Source organism: Clostridium bornimense, from assembly GCF_018917145.1.
Classification (GTDB): Bacteria; Bacillota; Clostridia; order Clostridiales; family Clostridiaceae; genus Clostridium_AN; species Clostridium_AN bornimense_A.
This window is the reverse complement of record NZ_JAHLOD010000012.1, coordinates 43,273-68,511: the sequence shown is the minus strand read 5'-3', so window position 1 is coordinate 68,511 and position 25,239 is coordinate 43,273. Positions and strand designations below refer to the sequence as shown.

The following is a 25,239-nucleotide window of genomic DNA, read 5'->3' as shown; positions in this document are numbered from 1 at the left end:
CTAAAGCAAAGTTATATGTATCGAAGTTATATTAACAATATTCATCATATTTTTCTTCAGATAATCCTATTATAAAATCATAAAAACTTTCTTCCATAACAGGCAACTTATTATTAATAATATTATCACTTAAATATGCATTAGATAATCCTAATGTATATGCTGATATACTAACCTTTCTAAGCATTTCATTGAAATTAAACCAACTTACTGCACCAAATAATATTCTTGGTTGTCCATCATTTATATTGTTTAAATCCATTAAAATAACATCACCCTCTCCAGTCATTGCTATTGTTAGTAATCCGTATTTTAAAAGATATGCCGACGGCGATGTTGTTGTGTTTACATATCTAATTTCTTTAATACTTAACAAATCAATGTGTCCTGATATATAAGGCAAGTTATTCGGTTCATTTTCTCTATAAAACTCAACAATTTCTTGTGGAATTGAATATTTTTTTATATCTTCTAATTCATCGGTAGAATAAACTATAGATACCTCTGCCATAGATTTATATAAATTTTCTAATACCCTTATATCTATATCTTTAGCTTTTCTTAAAGCAACTTCAATCTCAACTTCAGCTAATCCTTTCCCCTTAAGCATTTTTTTAAACTTACTTATTGCATAATCATAATCCATATTATTTCTCCTTTGTTATAACTTCTATTTTTTATATTTTATCATAAATAATAATATATGATATAATATTATTAAGTTTATATTTTCACATTATTGTATTATTAATACATATCATATAACTATAAACGATGGAAGGACAGATGGGTATGGTAGACCTAAAAAGATATCATAGAATTGGACGAATTCCTAAAGGTGTTTCAGCTATTGTTGGATTCACTTACTCTGGTAATGTTTATGCTTCTCCTGGAGTTTTAAAACACATTCGTAAACGTCATTCTAAGCAACTTTCAAAAAAAATATTATGTAATTTAGAATCTACTATTAAAGATATTATTCAAAGTCCTCATTTTGTTGGTGTAAATGTTTCGAATAAAGGTGTTAGTTTGGAGTTAATAAAGCAAATAGATTTGCCAATACTATTAGCATTGGATATTGATAAAAAACAAAATTATATATATGTTGCGTCAATGTATCCTATCTCATCTTCAAAGGTTGAGAATCGTATTCATAATGGAAAGCTAATGAAAATAAAATTTTAAAACACTTTATTATTTACTATTTATGTATTATAATTAACTAGTTATTAACTTTGAGGTTGGAAATGGCACCCAATACGCTACTTAGTAGTAATCAGAGATACAGGATACGCCGCCCTGTCAAGGTTGTAGAAGATTGGCAATGATAAAATATTATGTTGCCAATCTTTTTGTTATTTTACAACTTCATATATTAGTTTATATTCTTCATATACATCACTAACAACAATAACATCTTTCAGTTTATTTAAAACTGAACTTCCATCCTTTTCATTATTACAATAAATAGTTGCAAGCTCTTCACCTTTTTCAACCTTATCTCCAATTTTCTTTTTAAGAACTATACCTACTGATAAATCAATAATAGAATCCTTAGTTTTTCTTCCAGCACCTAATTCCATAGCTAATAAGCCTACCTCTTCAGAGCAAATTTTAGAAACATATCCTTCTCTATCACTAGTTATTGATAATTGATACTTACTCTTAGGCATTAATTCTTCATTATCTATAATAGATGAGTCCCCACCTTGTGCTTCTACTAATTCTTTTAACTTATTTAATGCCTTTCCATTAGTTAAATTTTCTCTTAATAATTTCTTAGCTTCTTCAACAGATTTGGCTTTTTTACTAAGAATAACCATTTGAGATCCAATCTCTAGAACTAACTCTTCTAGATCTTTTGGTCCATTTCCTTTTAAAGTATCTATCGCTTCTTTTACTTCTAAAGCATTTCCTATAGCAAATCCCAATGGTTGATCCATATTAGAAATTATAGCTACTGTTCTTCTACCTAATTGCTCTCCGATAGTTACCATTTCTTTTGCTAAAGCTTTTGCATCTTGTAAGTTTTTCATAAATGCACCATCACCAACTTTAACATCTAAAACGATGGCATCAGCTCCTGAAGCTATTTTTTTACTCATTATACTTGAAGCAATAAGAGAAATATTATCTACAGTAGCAGTAACATCTCTTAGTGCATATAACTTTTTATCAGCAGGCGCTAATGATTTTGTTTGTCCTGCAATGGCAATCTTTATATTATTTACATTATTAATAAAGGTATCATTATCTAACTCAACAGAAAAACCTTTAAATGTTTCTAATTTATCAATAGTCCCTCCAGTATGCCCCAGTCCTCTACCACTCATCTTAGCTACTGGTATTCCTAAAGAAGCAACTAATGGAGCTAAAACTAAAGTTACACTATCGCCTACTCCGCCAGTAGAATGTTTATCTACCTTAATGCCATCAATTGCGCTTAAATCTAGAATCTCTCCTGAGTTAGCCATTGCCATTGTAAGATCTGCAGTTTCTCTTTCATTCATTCCCTTAAAGAAAATTGCCATCATAAGAGAAGATACCTGATAGTCAGGTATCTCATTATTATTGAATCCATTTACAAAGAAGTTTATCTCTTCTGTAGTTAATTGAAATCCTCTACGTTTTTTAAGTATGATATCATACATTCTCATATATTAAACCTCCCTAATAAATTCCTCTATTAGTTTAATAAATTTATCTTTTGCTCTGTTAGCAGTCGCTACTACATCAGAATGATCTAAAGGCTCTAGAGTATCCCACAATGCCATATCAGTAATAACTGAAATTCCAAGTACTCTCATAGAGCCATGATTTGCAACAATAACCTCTGGTACTGTTGACATTCCGACTGCGTCTCCACCTATTATCCTTAACATTCTAAGTTCTGCTGGACTTTGGTAATTAGGTCCTGTTATAGCAGTATAAACACCTTCTACTAAATCAATTCCTAAATTTGAACCTATATTCTTAACCTTATTTATATATTCCTTATCATAACAAGAACTCATATCTGGAAACCTTGGTCCAAACTCATCAATATTCTCACCTATAAGAGGATTATCTCCCATCATGTTTATATGGTCACTTATAACCATTAAATCACCTGGTTTAAATTTGGGGTTCATAGCACCAGCCGCATTTGATATTATTAAATTTTTTATTCTTAGTTTTTGTGCTACTCTAATTCCTATAGTGACATTTTTCATACTATGCCCTTCATAATAATGAAACCTTCCATTAAAAGCTAAAACCTTTTTAGAAGCTATATCTCCTATTATAAGCTCTCCTTTATGCCCAGCTACTGTTGTTTTTGGAAACCCCGGTATGTCACTATATGGAATAATTATAGGATTTTCTATTTTATTTGCTAAATCTCCAAGTCCACTTCCAAGTACTATTGCAAAATCAATTTTTCCATTGTATTTTTCTGCTATAAGATCTTTAGTATTTGTGACTGTATCTAACAAATTCATAATAAATAGCTACACCTCTTTTACTATTTCTCTTACTAAAGATATAAAATCCTTTTTAACATTATTTGAAGTTTCAATTACTTCTTCATGGTTTAATGGTTGATCTAATACACCAGCTGCCATATTAGTTATACATGATATTCCAAGTACATTGATTCCACAGTAATTAGCTGCTATAGCTTCAGGTGCTGTAGACATACCAACTGCATCTCCACCTAAAATTCTTATCATTTTTATTTCTGCCGGTGTTTCATAGCATGGACCTGCTGTCATATAATAAACACCTTTTTTCAATTCTATATTTAGCTTTTCTCCACAGTTCTTTGCTATATTTATTAATCTATCGTTATATATTTTACTCATGTCAGGGAATCTTGGTCCTAAATCCTCATTATTTTCTCCTCTCAATGGATTTACACCAGCACCATTAATTTGATCACTTATTATCATTAAGTCACCAGCATTAAAAGATGTATTAACACCACCAGCTGCATTAGTAATTACAATATCCTTTACTCCTAATAACTTCATTATATATATTGGTAACCCCATAACTTCTGGATTATGTCCTTCATAATAATGGAATCTTCCTTGCATCATAATTACATCTTTACCTGAAAGTTTTCCTACAACAAATCTTCCTTTATGACCAACAACTTTAGATACTGGCATATGAGGTACATCTTTATAATCTATATAAATTGCATCTTCAACTTCTTCTGCAATATCGCCAAGTCCACTTCCTAATATTAATGCTATACTCGGCTTACAATTTATTTTAGACTTTATATATTCTACAGACTCTCTTATAATTTCACTTTTCATTTCAATTCTCCTTACTTAACCAATTCATCCTTAAAAGATATTCCATTTAGCTCATTGTCAATATTTAATAAATCTAATACAGTCTTCCCTATATCACAAAAAGAATTTCTTATTCCTAAATTAACATTTTCCTTTATTTCTTTTCCATAGATAACAAGTGGAATATATTCTCTACTATGATCTGTTGAAGCTGTAGTTGGATCACAACCATGATCTGCAGTTATTATTAATACGTCATCATCATTTATATTTTCTATTATTTCTGGCAATCTCATGTCAAAATACTCTAATGCTTTTTTATATCCTTCTGCATCATTTCTGTGACCATATAACATATCAAAATCCACTAAATTAGTGAATATTAATCCCTTACTTTCATTTTTAATTAAATCAATAGTTTTGTTTATACCATCTTCATTTCCTGTTGTATGAACTGATGATGTTATTCCTTTGCCACAATAAATATCACTTATTTTACCAACAGAATTTACTTCCATTCCACTATCTTTTATGTACTCTAAAAATGTTTTTGAAAATGGCTCTAATGCGTAATCATGTCTCCTTGAAGTTCTTTTAAAGTTTCCAACTTCTCCAACAAAAGGTCTTGCTATTACTCTTCCAACAGTATCATCTCCAACTAACATGTTTCTTGCAATTTCACAAAATCTATATAATTCATCAACACTTATAACATCTTCATGAGCTGCTATTTGAAATACAGAATCTGCTGATGTATAAATAATGGGACATCCAGTTTTAATATGCTGTTCACCTAATTCATCCAATATCTCAGTACCTGAAGCTACTTTATTTCCTATTATTTTTCTTCCTATTTTATTCTCAAATTCATTTATAATTCTCTCAGGAAAACCATTTGGATATGTATTTAGTGGTTTTTCTAAAATAACTCCACCAATCTCCCAATGACCTGTTATGGTATCTTTACCATTTGAAGCTTCAGCACACTTACCAAATGCTCCTTTTGGCTCTAATTCCTTTTCTACTCCTTTTATGCCTTCTATATTACCAAGTCCTAATTTTGAAAGATTTTTTAGATTAATTCCATTACACTTACTACTTATATTACCAATTGTATTACTTCCAACATCATTATATTTATGTGCATCAGGTAATTCTCCAATACCTACACTGTCTAGCACTATTAAAATTGCTCTATTTATCACTAAAATCTCTCCTTTCATCTCTTTCATTTTACTATAATAATAATATAAAGCATAGCCTAAATTAAAGCTATGCTCTCGGATGATTTTTTATATATTGTTCTACAATTTTTCTATTCTTTATTGCTGACTTATAAACTTCAGCGCTATTTAAATAAGTTAAACCTAAAAGTTCTTGAACTACGGATATATCGGCTCCATTTTCTAAAAGATGCATTGCAAAAGAATGTCTTAATACCGTGCAATTAATTTCCTTATCTATATTTATAGCTTTTGCATATTCCTTTATAATTTTCCAAAACCCTTGTCTAGTTAACGGCTCCCCTTTAACATTTAAAAAAACATATTCACTTTGAAATTTATCTAACTCTTTTCTATATGTTAAATATTTTTTCATTATATTTACACAGTATCTCCCAATAGGTATAAATCTTTCTTCTTCACTTTTGTTAAACAATACAAAATGATCTCTAAGATTTATATTATCTAATTTTAAATTAATTAACTCTGTTACTTTAATACCTGTACCATACATAATCTCAATCATTGCTCTATCACGTATACCTTTTACTGTGTTTTCATCTGGTGCATTAATAAGCTTTTCTATCTCATCATAAGTAAGATACTTAATATCTATACGTTTTGAACTTCCTACCGTTTTTATGATAAAAGGATTTATATTTACTTCTCCCTTAGTTACTAAAAATGAATAGAACTTTTTTAATGATGAGACATTTCTTTTTATTGTATTAACAGATTTTTTTGAATTTTTTAAATCCATTACATATCTATTTCCCCATTCTTCTGTTACATCTTTTAGATCAATATCCTTACTTACGATATACTCCATAAACAACCTTACATCTCTTCTATAATTTTCTAATGTATTTGGCGATAAATTTTCTCTCTTTAAATAATTTTCATATTCTGATAAATATTCTTCCATATACTACTCCTAATTAAACAACTTAATTAAATTTGGTGAAACAAAAGTCTCATAAGCCACTCCTAACATTGTTATTGCAATAATAATAATGAATAATATAGTGTATCTCCCTATATTAGTCAACAACTTATTTCTCCATGAACCTTTATCTTTTAAAAGCGACATAGAAAATTGAATACTAAGCACTGATGCAATAATTATCATTAAAGTATAAATTATATTAGGAATGATCGTTGTCAAAAATATAATTGCAATAGACTTTCCGCCTATTTCTGAAATAAAAAATACAGTGGTAAATCCTAACGTAAATCCTTTCACAAGGGAAATTATAAGTGTAAAAGGAACTCCTATTACAGTTAAACCTAATAACCATATAAGTACTAAAATCATAAAATTGTTTATAAATGTTTTTATAAATAACTCTTCGTAAGGTATTTCTATTTTTCCTATACTTAAAAATGAATTTATGTAACTCTTCAATTGTTGCTTTGAAAAGTCATCCATATATAAAACTGTATATATACCTAATACAACTCCTGTACAAATAAAAAATATAACAATAACATAACTTAAAAAATTATCTCTACAATGTCTTTTTATAAATTCAACAAAATTTTTTTCTTTCATAACTTTACCTCCTATTGTTTTACTAAAATATATGTAAACAAGGAGGTAATTATTCCATATTTTATAGGAACATCAATGCAGCAATAGTTTTCCCATCAATTATATCTCCACTTTTTATCATTTTCTTTATATCATCAATCTTAATCTTTTTTACATTAATAAATTCATCATCATCTCCACCTTTAACACCACTTTTCAAATCTTTACATTTAAAATAATGAATATATTCATCACAAAATCCTGGTGCTGTTACTATTTTCCCAAGGTATTCTAATTTATCAGATAAATAACCTGTTTCTTCTTCCAATTCTCTTTTTGCTGTATCTAAAATTTCTTCTTTATTTTCTATTTTCCCAGCTGGCAATTCTAACGTAACTCTATCTATAGCTTTTCTGTATTGTTCCACCATAATTAAAGTATCCCTATCATAAAAAGCTAATATAGCTACTCCTCCTGGATGCCTTATTACTTCTCTATTGGCTTTACTGCCATCAGGTAACTTTACTTCTAATTTTGATATATTTATAAATTCTCCTCTATAAACTATTTCCTCTTTTAATGTATTTTCTTCTAATTTCATTTTATTTTACCTCATAACTAAAATCATATATTTATATTTTATCATAAAAGTCAAATAAACTATTCACTATTACTTATTTCACTAATACAAAAAAGGGCTAACGCTTACGAAATTTACTCGTTATTGCGTCAACCCTTATAACTTAAAAAATCTTTTATTAATCTGTTAACATCATATTATCGATAGATTTTCCTGGTGGAACTATAGGTGTTGCCATTTCTTCATGACTTATGATTACTTCAAGTAATCCTGGTCCATCATGTGCAACCAATTTATGAATAGCATCTTTTACGTCTTCATTCTTTTCTATTCTATTGCTATATATTCCAAATCCATTAGCAATTCTTGCAAAACTTGTCTCTGGATACATTACTGTTGAAGATAATCTTCCTTCATAAAATAAGTTTTGCCATTGTCTTACCATTCCAAGAGAATAATTGTTAAAAACAATTACCTTAACAGGTAAATTATACTTAAAAATAGTATTTAGTTCATTTATATTCATAAGTGAAGAGCCATCCCCAGCTATATCAAATACCATTTTTTTAGTACCTACATAAGCTCCAATAGCAGCGCCTAAACCATATCCCATTGTTCCAAGTCCGCCAGAAGTAATAAATGTCTTTGGGGTTTTATAATTATAACTTTTTGATGCCCAAATTTGATGTTGTCCAACTTCTGTAGTAATTACAGCATCATCATTAGTTTCCTTTTCTAATACTTGTAATACATAATGTGGATCAATAGGGCCATTAGCACTTCTATCTCTATTTTTCTTCTCTATTTCAACATCTATAAGTTCTCTTGCATAATTAGTCCATTCATTAGGTTCTCTATCTTCAACTTTTTTATTTAGAACTTTTAAAACTTTTTTTACATCACCTATTAATGATGTATAAGCTTCAATATTCTTAGATACTTCTGCATTATCAATATCAATATGAAGAACTTTTGTGTTTGTTGCAAATTTCTTTGGATCACTAATAACTCTATCAGAGAATCTTGCTCCTAATACAATAATAAGATCAGATTTTTGAATTAATCTATTTGAAGCTACACTTCCATGCATTCCAACATAACCAGCATTCATCTCATAATTTCCATCAATAACTCCAAGTCCCATCATTGTTTCTGTAATAGGACATTTTAATTTTCTTTGTAACTCTAAAATCTCTTCAGTACAAGGTGAAGCATTGCATCCCCCACCTACCATTAAAACGATTTTTTTACTGTCATTAATCAGATTAGCTGCCTTGTCAAAATCACATTCTTCAATTTTTAATTCTTCATCTACTTTTTCAATTTTCATTGGTTCGTATTCTGCTAAATTTGCAGTTACATCCTTTGGTATATCTATAAGTACTGGTCCTTTTCTACCAGTAGTAGCAATTCTAAAAGCCTTTCTTATAGTATCAGCTAAATCTTTTACGTCTTTTACTATAAAATTATGCTTTGTTATTGGAAGTGTTATCCCTACAATATCTACTTCTTGGAATGAATCCTTACCAATAAGTGATGTAGGAACTTGTCCTGTAATAGCTACCATAGGTACCGAATCCATATAAGCATTTGCAATTCCAGTTACTAAATTAGTAGCCCCTGGTCCTGATGTAGCAAAAACAACTCCTACTTTTCCTGTAGCTCTTGCATAACCGTCTGCTGCATGTGCTGCACCTTGCTCATGAGAAGTCATATAATGAGTTATACCTTCAAAATTATATAATTCATCATATATATTAAGTACTGCTCCTCCTGGATAACCAAAAACTGTATCTACACCTTGTTCTTTTAAACATTCAAGTAATATTCTAGCTCCTCTAAATTTCATGCTAAGCCCCCCCATACTACATTTCATATCTTAGACTATAGGGATTTCTCTGTTATAACTTACTTACAACTAATTGTCCCATTTCTTTTGTCCCTACTTTTTTCATGCCTTCAGCATAAATATCTGCTGTTCTATAACCATCTTTTAATACTTCTTCTACTGCTCTTTCAATGTCTTCTGCTGCTTCTTTCATATCTAAAGAATATCTTAGCATCATTGCTACAGAAAGAATTTGTGCCAACGGATTAGCAATATCTTTTCCTGCAATATCTGGTGCTGAACCATGTATAGGTTCATACATACCAAAAGAATCTTCTCTAACAGATGCTGATGGAAGCATTCCTATAGATCCAGTTATCATTGAAGCTTCATCAGATAAAATATCACCAAAAATATTATTTGTTAATATAACATCAAATTGACTTGGTTTTCTAACAAGTTGCATAGCTGCATTATCTACATACATAAAATCAAGTTCTACATCTGAATATTCTTTGTGAATTTCATTTACAACTTCTCTCCATAATCTAGATGATTCTAAAACATTTGCTTTATCAACTAAAGTTACTTTTCCTCTTCTTTGTCTTGCTGACTTAAATGCTACATGAGCAATCCTTTTTATTTCATTTACATCATAACTTTCAGTATCATAGGCAGAATCTACTTCTTTTTTTACTCTACCTCTTTCTCCAAAATATATACCACCAGTCAATTCTCTTACAACTAAAAGATCTACCCCTTCATTAACTATACTATCTTTTAGCGGACATGCATCTTTTAATGCTTCATAAACCTTAGCTGGTCTAAGATTTGCATACAAACCAAGAGCTTCCCTTATACCTAAAAGAGCCTTTTCTGGTCTTTTCTCTCCAGGTAAACTATCCCACTTAGGTCCACCAACTGATCCTAAAATAACAGCATCAGCTTCTTTACATGTTTTTATTGTTTCTTCTGGAAGTGGAACTCCTGTAGCATCTATAGCTGCTCCTCCAAGCAAAGCATTTTTTGTATTGAACCTTACATTATACTTTTCACTTATTTTATCTAGAACTGCTAATGATGCATTTACTATTTCTACACCTATTCCATCTCCATGCATAACTGCAATATTAAACTCTTTCATGAAATTCCCCTCCCTTAAAATTCACCAGCATCAACAGTATTCAATAAACCATCATTTTTCATTATGTTTAAAATGAAATCTGGGAAAGGTTGACTTTTATATTCTTCATTTAAATCTAGATTCTTTATTATTCCATTTTCAAAATCAATTTCTAACCTATGACCATTTTCTGCAGCCAATACAGCTTCTTCACATTCAAGTATTGGAAAGCCTATATTTATAGCATTTCTATAAAATATTCTTGCAAAACTTTTTGCTATAACACATGATACTCCAGCATATTTTATTGCGATAGGTGCATGTTCTCTTGAAGAACCACAACCGAAATTACTTCCTGCAACTATAATATCACCTTTTTTCATTTTCTTTAAAAAATCTACATCTAAATCTTCCATACAATGTTTTGCTAATTCTTCTGGCACAGATGTATTTAAATATCTTGCTGGAATTATTACATCTGTATCGATATTATCTCCATATTTTAAAACATTTCCTACTACCTTCATTCTAATTATACCTCCTCTGGTGAAGTTATTCTACCTGTTATAGCAGATGCAGCAGCTACTGCTGGTGAACATAAGTAAACTTCTGATTTAGGGCTTCCCATCCTACCAACAAAATTTCTATTTGTAGTTGATAACGCTCTTTCACCTTCAGCTAATATACCCATATGACCTCCAAGACAAGGTCCACAAGTTGGTGTAGAAAGAACTGCTCCAGCTTCTACAAAAATCTTAGCTAACCCTTCTTCTATAGCTTGTAGATATACTTCTTGAGTACCAGGTATAATTATTGTTCTTATATCACTACAAGTTTTCTTTCCTTCTAAAATCTTAGCAGCAATTCTAAGGTCATCTATTCTACCATTTGTACATGAACCGATAACAACTTGATCTATTTTAACTTCTTCTTTAATCTCATCGATAGTCTTTGTGTTCTCTGGTAAATGTGGAAATGCTACTGTTGGTCTTAGTTTTGATAGATCTATTTCTATAACTTCACTATATATAGCGTCATCATCAGCATTAAAAATTCTTGGTTCTCTATCAGTTCTATTTTTTATATAATCTAATGTCTTATTATCTACTGGAAAAATACCATTTTTAGCACCAGCTTCAATTGCCATATTAGCTATTGTAAATCTATCGTCCATTGATAATTCACTTACACCTTCTCCTGTAAACTCCATAGATTTATAAAGAGCACCATCAACACCAATTTTCCCAATTATATGAAGTATTAAATCCTTACCACTTACCCACTTAGGTAATTTTCCTTTTAATACAAACTTTATTGCTTCTGGTACCTTAAACCAAGCCTTTCCTGTAGCCATACCAATAGCCATATCAGTACTTCCAACACCTGTTGAAAAAGCTCCTAAAGCTCCATAAGTACATGTATGTGAATCGGCACCTATTATTACATCTCCTGGAATAGCTAATCCCTTTTCTGGAATTAAACAATGTTCTATTCCCATTTGTCCCACTTCAAAATAATTTTTTATTTCATTTTCTTTTGAAAATTTTCTTACACATTTACAATGTTCAGCAGATTTTATATCTTTATTAGGTGTAAAGTGATCTGGAACTATTGCTATTTTATTTTTATCAAAAACCTTAGCATTGTCTAACTTATTGAAAGCGTCTAATGCAACTGGTGTAGTTACATCATTTCCTAACACTAAATCTAAATTTACTGTAATAAGTTGTCCACTTTCTACATACTCTAATCCTGCCGACTTCGCCAATATTTTTTGTGTCATAGTCATAGATTTTTTCATCTTAACTTTGCCCCCTTATATTATTTATTTCCCCTATAATTAAAACAAGCTTAGTAACCTAAGCTTGTTCAATTTTACAGCTGTTCAGTTTTATCTTATAAATAGAATTTATATTACCTCATAAACTCCATCTCTTAGATAATGATCTTAGAATATAGAATAAATCTAGTTTCTAATTAAAATATATTATTTCTTTAACCAGCACATCATTTTTCTTAAATCAGCACCAACTGTTTCGATTTGATGTTCTCTATGAATTCTCTTTTGAGCATTGAAATATGGTCTGTTAATTTGATTTTCAAGTAACCAGTTCTTAGCAAATGTTCCATCTTGAATGTCTTTAAGAACTTCTTTCATTGCTTTCTTAGTATCTTCAGTAATGATCTTTGGTCCTGTGATATAATCACCATATTCTGCTGTATCAGAAATTGAATATCTCATAAGGTTAAGTCCACCTTGGTTTATAAGGTCAACGATTAATTTCATTTCATGGCAACATTCGAAATAAGCCATTTCTGGTTGGTATCCAGCTTCTACTAATGTTTCAAATCCAGCTTGAATTAATGCAGTTAAACCACCACATAATACTGCTTGTTCACCAAATAAATCTGTTTCAGTTTCTTCTTTAAATGATGTTTCAATTACACCAGCTCTTGCTCCACCGATACCAGCAGCATATGCTAATGCGATATCCTTAGCTTTTCCTGTTGCATCTTGATGTACACCGATTAAGCAAGGAACTCCTTTTCCTTCTAAGTATTGGCTTCTTACAGTATGTCCTGGTCCTTTTGGAGCTATTAAAAATACATCAACATCTGCAGGTGGTACGATTTGTCCAAAATGTATTGCGAAACCATGAGCGAATGCTAATGCCTTTCCTGCTGATAAATTTGGTAATATATCTTTCTTATATAATGCAGCTTGTTTTTCATCATTTACTAATATCATGATTATATCAGCATTCTTAACCGCATCAGCAGTAACCATTACTTTTAATCCTGCTTCTTCAGCCTTAGCCCAAGACTTACTTCCTTCATATAATCCTACAATTACATTTACTCCACTTTCATGTAAATTTAAAGCATGAGCATGTCCTTGGCTACCATAACCAATAACAGCTACTGTTTTATCCTTTAATAAATTTAAATTTGCATCACTTTCATAATAAACTTTTGCCATAAAATAGACCCCCTAATATTTTTGTTTATTTGTTTATTTATAAGACAGAGTTTCCTCGTTCCATAGCTATATAACCACTTGTAACAAGTTCAACTATATCCTCTTTAACTAATTCAATAAATGCCTTTAACTTTTCATCATCTGCAGTCATTTCAACTGTTATAGTCTCTTTAGAAACATCTACCACAGTGCCCTTAAATATATTTGCTAAATTAACAATTTCTGTTTTCTTTTTATTGTCACATTTTATCTTAATCATTGCAATCTCTTTACATAAACTCATATCTTTTTCTAATACTTTTACTTTTTTTACTTCTTCTAATTTTGACATTTGTTTGCAAATTTGATCTACAACAAAATCATCTTCAGCAGTTGTGATTAATGTTAATCTAGTAAATCCTTCTTTTTCGGTCTTTCCTGCAGTAACACTATCTAAGTTAAAGCTTCTCCTAGTAAACAACTGACAAATACGTGTTAGCACTCCAGGATTATCTTCCACTATAGTCAATAATACATACTTCTTCATAATCCTTCCCCTTTTTCTATGTCATACTGTTTAATGTATATTATCACTGGAAATTTATACTGTCAACAATGTATAAAAAACTATATAAAAATACTCTAATTTAAAGTTATACATATCAATTTTCATTATTTATTTGAAAGTTGTCATTCATTTTAACTTTTAAATAAATAAGTTCCTTCAAATTTCCAACATAATTATACTTGCAATACAAATAAATCCAGTAACCTCTATTTAAATTTTACTACAGCACCTTTTCGATGTAAATATCTATACCAATCTATAATAATTAATATTTCATTAACTTATAATAAATAGACCTAATATGTCTCTTATCTATTCCAGCACTGTGAACTTATATTCATACTGATGCCTTCTCTATATCAAAATAAAAAGAACTGTCATAAATAACAAATTATATGACAATTCTTCTTTATTACCTTTATATTTTTATTTTTGCCTACACATTTAAAATTATATTAAATAAATTTATCCTACTTTATTTTTAAGTCTCAACTTATCAGCTATCATTGCAATAAATTCACTATTTGTTGGTTTACCTTTACCATTATTTATAGTATATCCAAATAACTTATTTATTGTGTCTATTTGACCTCTGCTCCATGCTACTTCAATAGCGTGACGAATTGCTCTTTCTACTCTTGATGCTGTTGTATTGTATTTCTTAGCTATAGAAGGGTATAGCTCTTTTGTAACAGCAGATAATAATTCTACATTATTAACTACCATTGAAATAGCTTCTCTTAAATACATATAACCTTTTATATGTGCTGGCACTCCTATTTCATGTATTATTGATGTAATTTCTGTTTCTAAATCTACAGGTTTATTTTCTGTCACTTTTTGAACTACTGGCTCAGAATATACCTCTACAGATTTTTTATTTTCATTTTGTACAACATTATTAGTGAACATATCTCTTATTCTCTTAACAAATACATCCATATCAAATGGTTTTACAACATAATAATCTGCACCTAAAGCAATAGATCTTTGAGTTATTCTTTCTTGACCAACTGCTGATAATACTATAACTCTTGGCTTATCATCTGATTCTGATAAATTAAGTTTTTCAAGTACTCCTAAACCATCTAAATGTGGCATTATTATGTCAAGAATCACCAAATCTGGCTTTTTAGCCTCAATCATTTCTAAAGCTTCAAGTCCATCTTTAGCGACACCGACAACCACCATATCTCTCTGATTAAGTAAATAATCATTCAAGATATTACAGAACTCTTTATTATCGTCGGCAATTAGTACGTTAATTTTTTGATTATCCATAAATAAATCCCCCAATTCACAAATTAATTTCCATATCTTTACATCATTATATATTCGACATCTTTTCTTTAATCCCTTCTAAATTTCTTAAAAAAAATTTTTTTTGAAAAAAAATTAATAAAAGTAAACTCTTTATTAAATAATAAACTATTTTATTCCTTTATTCAATTCATTTAACATAGTTTCTATAAAAATTCCATATCCTGCACATGGATTGTTTACTAGTACATGATTAACTGCACCAACTAACTTACCATTTTGTATAATAGGACTTCCACTCATTCCTTGTACAATACCACCAGTTTTCGAAAGTAGTTCTTCATCTGTAACTACTATTAACATATTTTTAGAAGATGTACTAGCATTGTCTAGAACCTTCTCAATTTTTATATCATAGTATTTAGGTCCATCAGCATCTACTGTAGTTAAAATTTGAGCATTTCCTTCTTTAATTTCGCTAATTTTAGCAACTTTTATAGGTTCGTTAAATTTTATATTTTCTAAAGACTCATTAGATATACCAAAAACGCCATTTAGACTATTTTTGGTGATTTCTCCTCTTACATGAGTTTCATTCACAAATATCCCTCTTAACTCTCCTGGATTTCCTTTTTCTCCACGTTTTATTGATTTTATTTCTGCAGATAAAATATCCCCTTTTTCAATTGGCATTATAACATTAGTGTCACTATCTATAATTCCATGACCTAATGCTCCAAATATATTGTTTTTTTTATCATAAAAAGTAAGAGTTCCTACTCCAGCTGTAGAATCCCTAATCCATAGTCCTAATTTATAATTATCATCTACACACTTTACAGGTTTTACTTCTTTAACTAATTCTATATTATCCCGTAATAATTTAATTTTTATAGTATTTCCTTTAGTTTTATTAATTATTTCTGTTATATCATTTGAATTTTTTAGTTCAATTTCATTTATAGAAATTATATTGTCACCAACTTTTATACCACCTTCACTAGCCGGCGAATAAGGCTCTTTTTCATAATTTTCTATTTCACTAAGAGATATTACAATAAAACCTTTAGTCTTTAGCTTAATTCCTATAGGGTATCCACCTAAATAAACAGTATCATGCTTATCTTTATCTTTTTCAACTACGAGTGTTTTATCTAGGTTTCTTCCAAATGTTATTAGAGGCGAATTTCCAAAAATAAATAAAAAAATAAATAAAAGTATAGCTATATTACGAAACAAGAAATTTTTTGAATATAATTTTCGCAAAATCTTCACCTCCAAATCTTTTCTGTATTTTTAATTTTCCCTTAAGTTAAAATATTATTCTTATCTATATTTACATAAAAAATAAGAAGGAGAATTTATTCCTTCTTAATTTCCATTTTAATATCATTAGCAAGATTCACTAGTTCTCTAGCATTTTCTATAGTAAGTTTAGTCAAATCACTTCCACCAATCATTCTTGCTATTTCATTTATTTTTTCTTCTTCTTTTAACTTATTTACATAAGAATAAGTCTTTTCATCTCTAACTTCTTTTGTTACAACAAAATGATTATCTGACATCACAGCTATTTGTGGAAGATGCGTTACAACAAATACTTGCGTATCTAAAGACACATAAAACATTTTTTTTGCAACAGCTGATGCTATACTACCACTTATTCCTATATCTATTTCATCAAAGATTATTGTTGGTATCTTATCCTTGTTTGTAAAAACTACTTTAAGCGCTAACATTATTCTTGAAAGTTCTCCACCTGACACTACTTTATCTATAGAATATAGCGGTTCACCTGGATTTGTACTAATTTTAAATGTAACTTTATTGCAACCTTTATTACTTAGATACTTTTCATCAAATAAAACTTCAATTGAAAATCTTGCTTTTTCTAATCCTAATTCTCTAAGTTGCATATGAATATTATCCTCTAGAGTCCTAGCAAGATTATTTCTTATTTCAGATATCTCTGATGATAATTTAATTAATAGATTATGCTGATCTTCTATTTCCTTTTTTATCTTATCAATAATCTCATTTTTGTTGCAAATATCATAATATTGCTTTTCTAGTTGTTCTTTAGTATCAATAATTTTTTCAACAGTTTCCCCATACTTTCTTTTTAAAGAATCTATTAAAAATAATCTACTATTTAGATAATTTAATTCGTCTTCATCATAAACTAAAGAATCTTTAATATCCCTTATAGCATTAGCATTATCTTGAATTGAGTAATATGAATCTTCTATAGATGCTATTATTTTATTTAATTCTTCACTAGGACTATTAAGACTTCTTAATTCTCTTACAACGATATTTAAAGAATCCAATACAGATAATCTTTCTTCTGATGATTCCTTTAATATATTATTTACACTTAAAAATGTTTTAGTCATATTTTCAGAATTTGATAACAAAGCAACTTTCTCTTCAAGTTCTAGATCTTCACCTATCTTCAGCTTTGCTTTCTCTATTTCATCAATTTGATAACTGATAAAATCTTTCATTTTTTCAGAACCATCCTCTGAATTTTGAAGTTCCTCTAAACGCTTCTTAAGATTCTTAAACTTATCAAACTCTTTATGATATATTTTTAATGTTTCTTGAAATTCATCATTTCCAAAGTCATCAAGATAATTTATATGTAAATTTGTATTCAAAAGGCTTATATTTTCATGTTGCCCATGTATATTTAGAATAGTTTCTCCCAGTTCTCTAAGTTGACTTAATGTTACAGTTCTGTTATTTATCTTTGCTACACTTCTTCCTTCACTTAAAGTCTCTCTACTAATGATTATACTTTCTTCAACTGGTATGTTAAGTTTCTCTAGTATCTTAATGCTTTTATTATTAGAAACTTCGAAAACACCCTCTACAAATACTCTTTCCTCTCCATTTCTAATAATACCACGATTATATTTTCCTCCAAGAATGTAACTGATAGCATCTATTAATATTGATTTCCCTGTACCAGTTTCTCCTGTAAGAACATTAAATCCTTTATCAAAATTAATAGATAAATTATCTATTAACGCAAAATTACTTATATTAAGTTGAACAAGCATTTATTCCTCCTGAGAATTAATTATTTTCTTTATCTTAAAAATCATATCTTCAGCCTTTTCTTTATCTCTTAACATAACAAAAATAGTATTATCTCCTGCTATAGTCCCTGCAACACCATCTATATTAATTGAGTCTAAAGCTTCTGCCGCTGCCCCTGCAGAACCTGTTATTGTCTTAACTACAACAAAGTTGTTTACTCTTTCTACCGAAATAACTGTATGAGCAAGAATGTTTAATAACTTATCAGATAGAAATCCCTCTTTAGGAGAAATTGTTGCATATTTATATCTTCCTTCATTCCCCATAATCTTAATAAGCTTTAGCTCTTTTATATCTCTTGATACTGTAGCCTGTGTTACATCAAATCCACTTTTTTTCAAAATCTCTGCTAATTCTTCTTGCGTTTCTATATCCTTAGAATTTATAAGTTCTAAAATTTTAGAGTGTCTTGAAACTTTCATCTTCTAATACTCCTTACCATTACTCAATATTTTTTTATTTAATATATTAAAATAATCATAATTGTCTGTTCTAATAAACTTTATCTTCTTGTGATAGCTTGTTAATGTTATAATGTCTTTTTCGTCTACTTTTACATATTCTTGCCCATCTATTGTTATATATACCTTATCTTTAACTTCACTAAGATATACTTTAACTTTTGAGTCTTTATCTAGAACCATAGTCCTAATTGAAAAGTTTTGACTACAAATAGGTGTTATAGAAATCAACTCTAAACTAGGCTCTATAATTGGACCACCTGCTGATAGAGAATATGCTGTAGATCCTGTAGGTGTAGATATAATAACACCATCACCTTTAAAACTACTATACATTTTATCATTAATATCTATATTATACTTAACTATCCTTGAAAGAGTACCCTTTGTAATTGTAACCTCATTTAATGCTATGAAGTTAAATTCATGATCACCTTGAATATTACAATTTAATACTAATCTCTCTTCTATATAATATTGCTTAGCAACTATTTTCTTTAAAATTTCCTCTAATTCTTCTAACTCTCCTGAAGTTATAAATCCTAAAGATCCAATATTTATAGGTAAAATAGGTATTTCTTTTTCTATTACAGCTTTAGCACTTCTAAGTACTGTGCCATCTCCTCCTAATACTAAAATAAAATCTAACTTTGAAATCTTTTTCTTATGTATATTAGGATCATCAAAAATTTGTATTTCTACATCACTGTAAAAAATGCTAAGTTTTTCTTTTACAAATTTAATTATTGCACCATCGATATCTTTTGAAGCATTTATAATTATACCTATTTTCATCCCAATATCCTCCAGTTCTATAAACTTATATGAGAATTTTCAATAACCTCATTAATACTACTTTCTATATCTATAGTATCTTCACAATTCTTTTTAAAATATACTAAATATTCTCTATTTCCCTCTGGTCCTTTTATTGGTGAATATGTTAGTCCTATAATACCAAAACCATTTTCTTTAAGAAAATTGACTATATCAACAACAACTTCTCTATGTGTTTCTTTTTCCCTAACTACACCTTTCTTACCAACTTTCTCCCTACCAGCTTCAAATTGTGGTTTTATTAATGCAACAATTTCACCATCATCACTCATTAATGATGCAACAACTGGTACAACTTTCTTTAAAGATATAAATGAAACATCTATAGATGCAAAAGCTGGTGTATCTTCAATATCTTCTTTTTTAAGATATCTTATATTTGTTCTTTCCATACAAACTACACGTTCATCTGTTCTTAACTTCCATGCTAGTTGTCCATATCCTACATCTACAGCATATACTTTAGTTGCTCCATTCATTAGCATACAATCAGTAAAACCACCTGTAGATGCACCTATATCAAAGCAAACTTTATTAGAAACATCTGTTCCAAATTCTTTTATTGCTTTTTCTAATTTTAATCCACCTCTACTTACATATGGTATATCATGTCCTTTTACCACTATCTCTGCATCGGGATTAATTTTTTCTCCACATTTATCAACTCTTATGTTATCTATAAAAACATTTCCTGCCATTATAGCCCCTTTTGCCCTCTCTCTAGAAGCAAAAAAACCTTTATTAACTAATACTACATCTAATCTTTCTTTAGCCATATATACTACCTACACTTCTTCTTTTATTTTATTATATATCCCTTCTGAATCTAACTTATACAATTTATACAATGTGTCAACATTTCCATGAGGAACAAATTCATCTGGGTATCCTAAATTTTCCACCTTTATTTCTGCCGAATTTATATATTGATTTACATAAGATCCAAATCCCCCAGCAATAACATTATCTTCAACAGTAATAACTACTTTATAATACTTCTTTATTTTATCTAATAAAGCATAATCTAACGGCTTTACAAACATAGCATTAATTAGCGTTATGTTAATGCCCTCTTCTTTTAACTTTAGTACAGCTTTATAAGCAAATTGAACCATTTTACCTACAGCTATTATAGCTATATCTTTTCCTTCTATAATAGTTTCCCACTGTCCAGGAGTAAATTCTTTTTGTGGTATCAAACCATCAATAAATAAATCTCCTCCTCTTGGATACCTTATAGCTAGTGGTCCAGGAAAATTCCTAGAATAGTATAACATATTTTTAAGTTCTTCTGTACATTTAGGACTCATTATTGTTATATTAGGAATCATTGATAAATAAGACAAATCAAATATACCTTGATGAGTTTCACCATCATTACCAACTATACCACTTCTATCTATTGCAAAAACAACTGGAAGGTTTTGAATACATACATCATGAAGAACTTGATCATATCCTCTTTGAAGAAAAGTTGAATATACAGCAAAATACGGTTTAATTCCTGTGCTAGCCATTCCTGCAGCCATAGTAACTGCATGTTGTTCAGCAATACCAACATCGAAAAATCTATCTGGGAATTCCTTTGAGTACTTAGTCAATGCACAGCCGTCTGGCATAGCCGCTGTTATCGCAACTATATTTTTATCTTCCTTTGCCATGTCTATTATAGTATCTCCAAAAACTTTAGAATATGTCGTTTTGCAGCTACTATTCTCTACCTCTCCATTTTCTGAGTTAAATGGTCCAATACCATGAAACTTATATGGATTTTTTTCAGCATAATCATATCCTTTACCTTTTGTAGTTTTTACATGAATTAATACTGGTGCATCTATATTTTTAGCGTTTTCTAATATTTTAGTTAACTCTTTAATATTATGTCCATCAATTGGTCCAAAATATTTGAAACCCATATCTTCAAATACTGAACTTGGAAGTAAGATCTTTTTTAGAGAATCTTTTATATGCTTCATTGATTTATTTACAGTTCTTCCTATACTACTTCTCGTAAAACTTTTTATTTCTTTCTTTAATTTATTGTATTTTTTATCTCCTCTAAGTTTAGCTAAATGTATGGACAATCCACCAACATTTTCAGCTATAGATATTCCATTATCATTTAATATAACAATGATTTTAGACTTATTAAATCCAATATCATTCATTGCTTCAAATGCCATTCCTCCTGTAAGAGCACCATCACCAATAACTGCTATAATTTCATGTTTTTCTTTTCTTATATCTCTACTTCTAGCCATTCCCACTGCAGCAGATATAGATGTGGACGAATGTCCTGTTTCAAAAAAATCATATTTACTTTCATTCTTTTTAGGGAATCCACTCATTCCATGATATTGCCTAAGAGTATCAAATTCTTTTGCTCTTCCTGTAAGAATTTTATGAACATAAGCTTGATGTCCTACATCCCAAATAATCTTATCTTTATTAAAATCGAAAACTTTATATAAAGCTAATGTTAACTCTACTACTCCTAAATTAGAAGAAAGATGTCCTCCTGTAGCAGATACCTTATTTATTAAAAAACTTCTTATTTCATTAGAAAAATCTTTTACCTCTTCTTCCGACATATTTTTTATGCCATTTATATCTTTATATGAATTAATAATTTCATACATGTCTTATCTTCTCCATTACTTATCTTTCTTATTTTATTATATCAAAGCAAAAAAATAGTAGCAACTTTTACAATCTACTACCACATCTTAAAACTTCGACAAATTTATATACTATATCTTATATAGTTTATATCAATTCATGATAAATTTCCATATAAAAATAAAAGAGCTATCGCATAAACAAATAAAAATTTGTAAGCGAGAGCCTCTTTTAGTGCACAGTAATGGTTAAAATTCTTACAGAATTTCTAAGATTGTAAATGCGAAGTCACAACTCATAATTTAGTCTGAGTATCTTAATAAATTTAAGTTTTCTAAATAAGTTGTTACAGAAGGCTTTTGCCCGGTATACTCGCATGTCACTTAAATTATGCGTTCCTAAAATGCTAATGTAAGTTGGAACTTGCAGTTATAACATAATTTTTTCATCTATAGTAAAAATGGAAACATTCTGCCGTCCGCAGGACTATAATTTTTCCCCTTTAAAGGAAAATATCCTTCACTCTGTGCACTGACAATTGTGCACTGTTAGAGATAAACTTATTATATGACAGTCTTATTCCTCTCTATTTAGAAGATATTTTGTAATTTCATATAATTCATCGGTATTTTTATCAATCTTATCTAAAATATCATAACATTTTAAAGTAAGTTTTTCTGCATAACGCTTAGATTCTTCAAGACCAATAAGAGTAACAAATGTGCTTTTATTATTTGTCTCATCTGATCCAACTTTTTTGCCTATTTTCTCTTCACTACCTGTAACATCCAAAATATCATCAATTACTTGGAACGCTAGGCCTAAAGCATCACCATACTGTTCTAAAAGCACTATCTCTTCTTCCGTAGCTCCACCTATAATTGCTCCTGATACTATCGATGCTTTAATTAAAGCTCCTGTTTTTAATCTATGCATTCTTTCTAACTCTTTTAGAGATACTGTTTTATTTTCATTTAAAATATCAATTACTTGTCCACTAATCATACCATCAACACCTGATGAATTACATAAATATTTTAATGCTTTTGCATGACTTGGATGATCTACTACATATTGAAACGCAATATTAAATGCCTCATTTAATAGTCCATCTCCAGCTAATATTGCCATAGCATTACCAAAAACCTTATGATTTGTAGGCTTTCCTCTTCTTAAATCATCATTATCCATATCTGGCAAGTCATCGTGAATTAAAGAATAAGTATGAATCATTTCAATGGCACAAGGTATCCCCATTGGAATTTCACTATTTGAAAATATATTATGTGTAGCCATAAATAATATCGGTCTAATTCTTTTTCCTCCAATATTTGTAGAGTATGACATAGCCTCGTATATGATTTTTTCTTCTTCACTATATTTTATTTTATCTTCAAAATAAAGTTTCAATTCCTTATCTATACTTTTCTTATATTCTTCAATACTCATAGCTCTTCCTCTTCATTAATAAATTTCTTCTCACCTTGAGATGTCAATACATTTATTTTACTTTCTGCAGTATCTAACATATCCATAAGTTCTTTTGCTAGAAAAACTCCTTTTTCGTACTCTTTCATAGCTTTATCTAATGTTAAATTCTCATCTTCTAAATTTTTAACTATTTGCTCTAATGCTACTGACTTTTTTTCAAAATCTTTCATTATTCTTTCCTTACCTTTATATCAAAATATTCACTACCATCTTTTAATGTTATTTTTACAGTATCTTTCTTTTTCAAAGTATCAATTGAAGAAATCACCTTACCATCAGATTCTATACAACCATAGCCTTTTTTTATAATATTCATTGGGCTATTAGCCTCAATTAAATCAACCATTGAAGCTAATTTTCTTTTTCTATTTTCAACATAATGTTTTATATATATATTTAAATTGTTGTTTAAATATTCAACTTTTTCTTTTCTTTGTATTATTTTATTTATTGGCGAATACCTTTTAAGTCTTTCTTTATTTTGACTTATAATACTCTTTTTATCTCTTATATAAGAAGTAATATTACTTTTCAGTTTATCACTACAGTCATTTAAATAGTCTTCCATTTCTCTTAACTGTGGCACAATAATTTCTGCTCCTTGTGATGGCGTTGCACCTCTTAAATCTGCAACAAAATCTGAAATTGTAAAATCTACTTCATGACCAACAGCACTTACAATAGGTGTATCACAATTAAAGATTGCCCTAGCTAAATCCTTATCATTAAAAGCCCATAATTCTTCAATTGATCCTCCACCTCTACATAGTAAAATTACATCTATATCTTCTCGTGCATCTAATGTTTCTATACCTTGAATTATAGTTTGTGGTGCATTAACGCCTTGCACAAGGCATGGATAGATTAGTATATCTACCTTTTCATTTCTACGAGTAGATACATTAATAACATCTCTTACTGCTGCTCCAGTTGGTGAAGTTATCACACCTATCCTCCCTGGATATTTAGGTATAGCTTTTTTATATTTTTCTTCAAATAATCCTTCTTCCATAAGATCTAATTTTAATTTTTCAAAAGCTTTATGTAATTCTCCTACACCTTCAACTTCCATTTCTTTTGCATAAATTGTATAACTACCATCTTTAGGGTACGAAGATATTTTTCCTGATATAACAACTTGCATACCTTCTTCTGGAATTATTTTTAAATCTTCAGCATAATTAGAAAACATTATTCCGTTTATTTTTCCACCTTCATCTTTCAATGAAAAGTAAATATGCCCTGATGAATGCACCTTTACATTAGATAATTCACCTTTAATCTTTGAGTTTTTTAATATAAAATCATTATCAAATACCTTTTTTATATAATTATTTACTTCTGTTACTGTAAGTACTTTTAAAAACATTT

The 25,239-nt window shown here is 29.3% G+C and carries 25 protein-coding genes; 1 reads left to right on the top strand and 24 read right to left on the bottom strand.

Annotated features, from left to right (window positions below):
* Positions 1–31: 31 nt before the first annotated feature.
* Positions 32–646, bottom strand: a complete 615-nt coding sequence (locus KQI30_RS06190) for an SMI1/KNR4 family protein (protein ID WP_216462407.1) — start codon at positions 644–646, stop codon at positions 32–34.
* 140 nt (positions 647–786) lie between these two features.
* Between KQI30_RS06190 and KQI30_RS06185 the strand changes: the two genes are divergently transcribed.
* On the top strand, positions 787–1,185 hold the full coding sequence (locus KQI30_RS06185; RefSeq protein ID WP_216462406.1) for a hypothetical protein: 399 nt from the start codon (positions 787–789) through the stop codon (positions 1,183–1,185).
* A gap of 170 nt (positions 1,186–1,355) precedes the next feature.
* Here the strand turns inward: KQI30_RS06185 and KQI30_RS06180 are convergent, their stop codons facing one another.
* From KQI30_RS06180 to xseA, 23 genes are all read right to left on the bottom strand, one after another.
* Positions 1,356–2,657, bottom strand: coding sequence for a pyrimidine-nucleoside phosphorylase (locus KQI30_RS06180; RefSeq protein WP_216462404.1), 1,302 nt, complete (start codon positions 2,655–2,657; stop codon positions 1,356–1,358).
* Between the two features lie 3 nt (positions 2,658–2,660).
* Complete coding sequence (locus KQI30_RS06175) at positions 2,661–3,479, bottom strand: purine-nucleoside phosphorylase (protein ID WP_216462402.1); 819 nt, start codon at positions 3,477–3,479, stop codon at positions 2,661–2,663.
* Positions 3,480–3,488: 9 nt separating this feature from the next.
* On the bottom strand, positions 3,489–4,304 hold the full coding sequence (locus tag KQI30_RS06170; RefSeq protein ID WP_216462401.1) for a purine-nucleoside phosphorylase: 816 nt from the start codon (positions 4,302–4,304) through the stop codon (positions 3,489–3,491).
* A gap of 11 nt (positions 4,305–4,315) precedes the next feature.
* A complete protein-coding gene (locus tag KQI30_RS06165; protein WP_216462400.1) occupies positions 4,316–5,488 on the bottom strand; it encodes a phosphopentomutase in 1,173 nt (390 codons plus the stop codon).
* Positions 5,489–5,555: 67 nt separating this feature from the next.
* Positions 5,556–6,431, bottom strand: a complete 876-nt coding sequence (locus KQI30_RS06160) for a tyrosine-type recombinase/integrase (protein WP_216462399.1) — start codon at positions 6,429–6,431, stop codon at positions 5,556–5,558.
* A 9-nt stretch (positions 6,432–6,440) separates the two neighbouring features.
* Complete coding sequence (spoIIM, locus tag KQI30_RS06155; protein ID WP_216462398.1) at positions 6,441–7,058, bottom strand: stage II sporulation protein M; 618 nt, start codon at positions 7,056–7,058, stop codon at positions 6,441–6,443.
* Positions 7,059–7,119: 61 nt separating this feature from the next.
* Entirely contained in the window at positions 7,120–7,638 is a 519-nt protein-coding gene (locus KQI30_RS06150; RefSeq protein WP_216462397.1) for an NUDIX hydrolase, read from the bottom strand.
* A 157-nt stretch (positions 7,639–7,795) separates the two neighbouring features.
* Positions 7,796–9,466: a biosynthetic-type acetolactate synthase large subunit gene (ilvB, locus tag KQI30_RS06145; protein ID WP_216462396.1), complete on the bottom strand. Its 1,671-nt coding sequence runs from the start codon at positions 9,464–9,466 to the stop codon at positions 7,796–7,798.
* Positions 9,467–9,518: 52 nt separating this feature from the next.
* Complete coding sequence (gene leuB / locus KQI30_RS06140) at positions 9,519–10,589, bottom strand: 3-isopropylmalate dehydrogenase (protein ID WP_216462394.1); 1,071 nt, start codon at positions 10,587–10,589, stop codon at positions 9,519–9,521.
* Between the two features lie 14 nt (positions 10,590–10,603).
* Positions 10,604–11,095 carry a 3-isopropylmalate dehydratase small subunit gene (gene leuD, locus KQI30_RS06135; protein WP_216462392.1) on the bottom strand — a complete coding sequence of 164 codons (492 nt, stop codon included), beginning with the start codon at positions 11,093–11,095 and terminating at the stop codon, positions 10,604–10,606.
* A gap of 5 nt (positions 11,096–11,100) precedes the next feature.
* Entirely contained in the window at positions 11,101–12,369 is a 1,269-nt protein-coding gene (gene leuC / locus KQI30_RS06130; RefSeq protein ID WP_216462390.1) for a 3-isopropylmalate dehydratase large subunit, read from the bottom strand.
* A gap of 186 nt (positions 12,370–12,555) precedes the next feature.
* On the bottom strand, positions 12,556–13,548 hold the full coding sequence (ilvC, locus tag KQI30_RS06125) for a ketol-acid reductoisomerase (protein WP_216462389.1): 993 nt from the start codon (positions 13,546–13,548) through the stop codon (positions 12,556–12,558).
* 37 nt (positions 13,549–13,585) lie between these two features.
* A complete protein-coding gene (ilvN, locus tag KQI30_RS06120; RefSeq protein WP_216462388.1) occupies positions 13,586–14,074 on the bottom strand; it encodes an acetolactate synthase small subunit in 489 nt (162 codons plus the stop codon).
* 486 nt (positions 14,075–14,560) lie between these two features.
* Positions 14,561–15,376 carry a sporulation transcription factor Spo0A gene (gene spo0A / locus KQI30_RS06115; RefSeq protein WP_216462387.1) on the bottom strand — a complete coding sequence of 272 codons (816 nt, stop codon included), beginning with the start codon at positions 15,374–15,376 and terminating at the stop codon, positions 14,561–14,563.
* Between the two features lie 147 nt (positions 15,377–15,523).
* Positions 15,524–16,621, bottom strand: coding sequence for a SpoIVB peptidase (gene spoIVB / locus KQI30_RS06110; RefSeq protein ID WP_216462386.1), 1,098 nt, complete (start codon positions 16,619–16,621; stop codon positions 15,524–15,526).
* Between the two features lie 95 nt (positions 16,622–16,716).
* Positions 16,717–18,420: a DNA repair protein RecN gene (gene recN, locus KQI30_RS06105; protein ID WP_216462385.1), complete on the bottom strand. Its 1,704-nt coding sequence runs from the start codon at positions 18,418–18,420 to the stop codon at positions 16,717–16,719.
* The gene (locus KQI30_RS06100; protein ID WP_216462384.1) at positions 18,421–18,882 is read right to left on the bottom strand and encodes an arginine repressor; all 462 of its coding nucleotides are present in this window, start codon (positions 18,880–18,882) and stop codon (positions 18,421–18,423) included.
* A 3-nt stretch (positions 18,883–18,885) separates the two neighbouring features.
* Positions 18,886–19,716, bottom strand: a complete 831-nt coding sequence (locus tag KQI30_RS06095; protein WP_216462383.1) for an NAD(+)/NADH kinase — start codon at positions 19,714–19,716, stop codon at positions 18,886–18,888.
* Positions 19,717–19,733: 17 nt separating this feature from the next.
* Positions 19,734–20,534 carry a TlyA family RNA methyltransferase gene (locus KQI30_RS06090; protein WP_216462382.1) on the bottom strand — a complete coding sequence of 267 codons (801 nt, stop codon included), beginning with the start codon at positions 20,532–20,534 and terminating at the stop codon, positions 19,734–19,736.
* Between the two features lie 9 nt (positions 20,535–20,543).
* Positions 20,544–22,397, bottom strand: a complete 1,854-nt coding sequence (dxs, locus tag KQI30_RS06085; protein ID WP_216462381.1) for a 1-deoxy-D-xylulose-5-phosphate synthase — start codon at positions 22,395–22,397, stop codon at positions 20,544–20,546.
* A gap of 556 nt (positions 22,398–22,953) precedes the next feature.
* On the bottom strand, positions 22,954–23,826 hold the full coding sequence (locus KQI30_RS06080) for a polyprenyl synthetase family protein (RefSeq protein WP_216462380.1): 873 nt from the start codon (positions 23,824–23,826) through the stop codon (positions 22,954–22,956).
* Positions 23,823–24,038, bottom strand: coding sequence for an exodeoxyribonuclease VII small subunit (xseB, locus tag KQI30_RS06075; RefSeq protein WP_216462379.1), 216 nt, complete (start codon positions 24,036–24,038; stop codon positions 23,823–23,825). Before xseB ends, KQI30_RS06080 begins: the two co-directional genes overlap by 4 nt.
* Positions 24,038–25,237, bottom strand: coding sequence for an exodeoxyribonuclease VII large subunit (gene xseA, locus KQI30_RS06070; protein WP_216462378.1), 1,200 nt, complete (start codon positions 25,235–25,237; stop codon positions 24,038–24,040). The genes xseB and xseA overlap by 1 nt, the downstream gene beginning before the upstream one ends.
* Positions 25,238–25,239: the final 2 nt, after the last annotated feature.

Bases quoted from the DNA above. Each gene is read 5' to 3' on its own strand.
- KQI30_RS06190 (WP_216462407.1), bottom strand. From the start codon at position 646: ATGGATTATGATTATGCAATAAGTAAGTTTAAAAAAATGCTTAAGGGG.
- KQI30_RS06185 (WP_216462406.1), top strand. From the start codon at position 787: ATGGGTATGGTAGACCTAAAAAGATATCATAGAATTGGACGAATTCCT.
- KQI30_RS06180 (WP_216462404.1), bottom strand. From the start codon at position 2,657: ATGAGAATGTATGATATCATACTTAAAAAACGTAGAGGATTTCAATTA.
- KQI30_RS06175 (WP_216462402.1), bottom strand. From the start codon at position 3,479: ATGAATTTGTTAGATACAGTCACAAATACTAAAGATCTTATAGCAGAA.
- KQI30_RS06170 (WP_216462401.1), bottom strand. From the start codon at position 4,304: ATGAAAAGTGAAATTATAAGAGAGTCTGTAGAATATATAAAGTCTAAA.
- KQI30_RS06160 (WP_216462399.1), bottom strand. From the start codon at position 6,431: ATGGAAGAATATTTATCAGAATATGAAAATTATTTAAAGAGAGAAAAT.
- spoIIM (WP_216462398.1), bottom strand. From the start codon at position 7,058: ATGAAAGAAAAAAATTTTGTTGAATTTATAAAAAGACATTGTAGAGAT.
- KQI30_RS06150 (WP_216462397.1), bottom strand. From the start codon at position 7,638: ATGAAATTAGAAGAAAATACATTAAAAGAGGAAATAGTTTATAGAGGA.
- ilvB (WP_216462396.1), bottom strand. From the start codon at position 9,466: ATGAAATTTAGAGGAGCTAGAATATTACTTGAATGTTTAAAAGAACAA.
- leuB (WP_216462394.1), bottom strand. From the start codon at position 10,589: ATGAAAGAGTTTAATATTGCAGTTATGCATGGAGATGGAATAGGTGTA.
- leuD (WP_216462392.1), bottom strand. From the start codon at position 11,095: ATGAAGGTAGTAGGAAATGTTTTAAAATATGGAGATAATATCGATACA.
- leuC (WP_216462390.1), bottom strand. From the start codon at position 12,369: ATGAAAAAATCTATGACTATGACACAAAAAATATTGGCGAAGTCGGCA.
- ilvC (WP_216462389.1), bottom strand. From the start codon at position 13,548: ATGGCAAAAGTTTATTATGAAAGTGATGCAAATTTAAATTTATTAAAG.
- ilvN (WP_216462388.1), bottom strand. From the start codon at position 14,074: ATGAAGAAGTATGTATTATTGACTATAGTGGAAGATAATCCTGGAGTG.
- spo0A (WP_216462387.1), bottom strand. From the start codon at position 15,376: ATGGATAATCAAAAAATTAACGTACTAATTGCCGACGATAATAAAGAG.
- recN (WP_216462385.1), bottom strand. From the start codon at position 18,420: ATGCTTGTTCAACTTAATATAAGTAATTTTGCGTTAATAGATAATTTA.
- KQI30_RS06100 (WP_216462384.1), bottom strand. From the start codon at position 18,882: ATGAAAGTTTCAAGACACTCTAAAATTTTAGAACTTATAAATTCTAAG.
- KQI30_RS06095 (WP_216462383.1), bottom strand. From the start codon at position 19,716: ATGAAAATAGGTATAATTATAAATGCTTCAAAAGATATCGATGGTGCA.
- KQI30_RS06090 (WP_216462382.1), bottom strand. From the start codon at position 20,534: ATGGCTAAAGAAAGATTAGATGTAGTATTAGTTAATAAAGGTTTTTTT.
- dxs (WP_216462381.1), bottom strand. From the start codon at position 22,397: ATGTATGAAATTATTAATTCATATAAAGATATAAATGGCATAAAAAAT.
- KQI30_RS06080 (WP_216462380.1), bottom strand. From the start codon at position 23,826: ATGAGTATTGAAGAATATAAGAAAAGTATAGATAAGGAATTGAAACTT.
- xseB (WP_216462379.1), bottom strand. From the start codon at position 24,038: ATGAAAGATTTTGAAAAAAAGTCAGTAGCATTAGAGCAAATAGTTAAA.
- xseA (WP_216462378.1), bottom strand. From the start codon at position 25,237: ATGTTTTTAAAAGTACTTACAGTAACAGAAGTAAATAATTATATAAAA.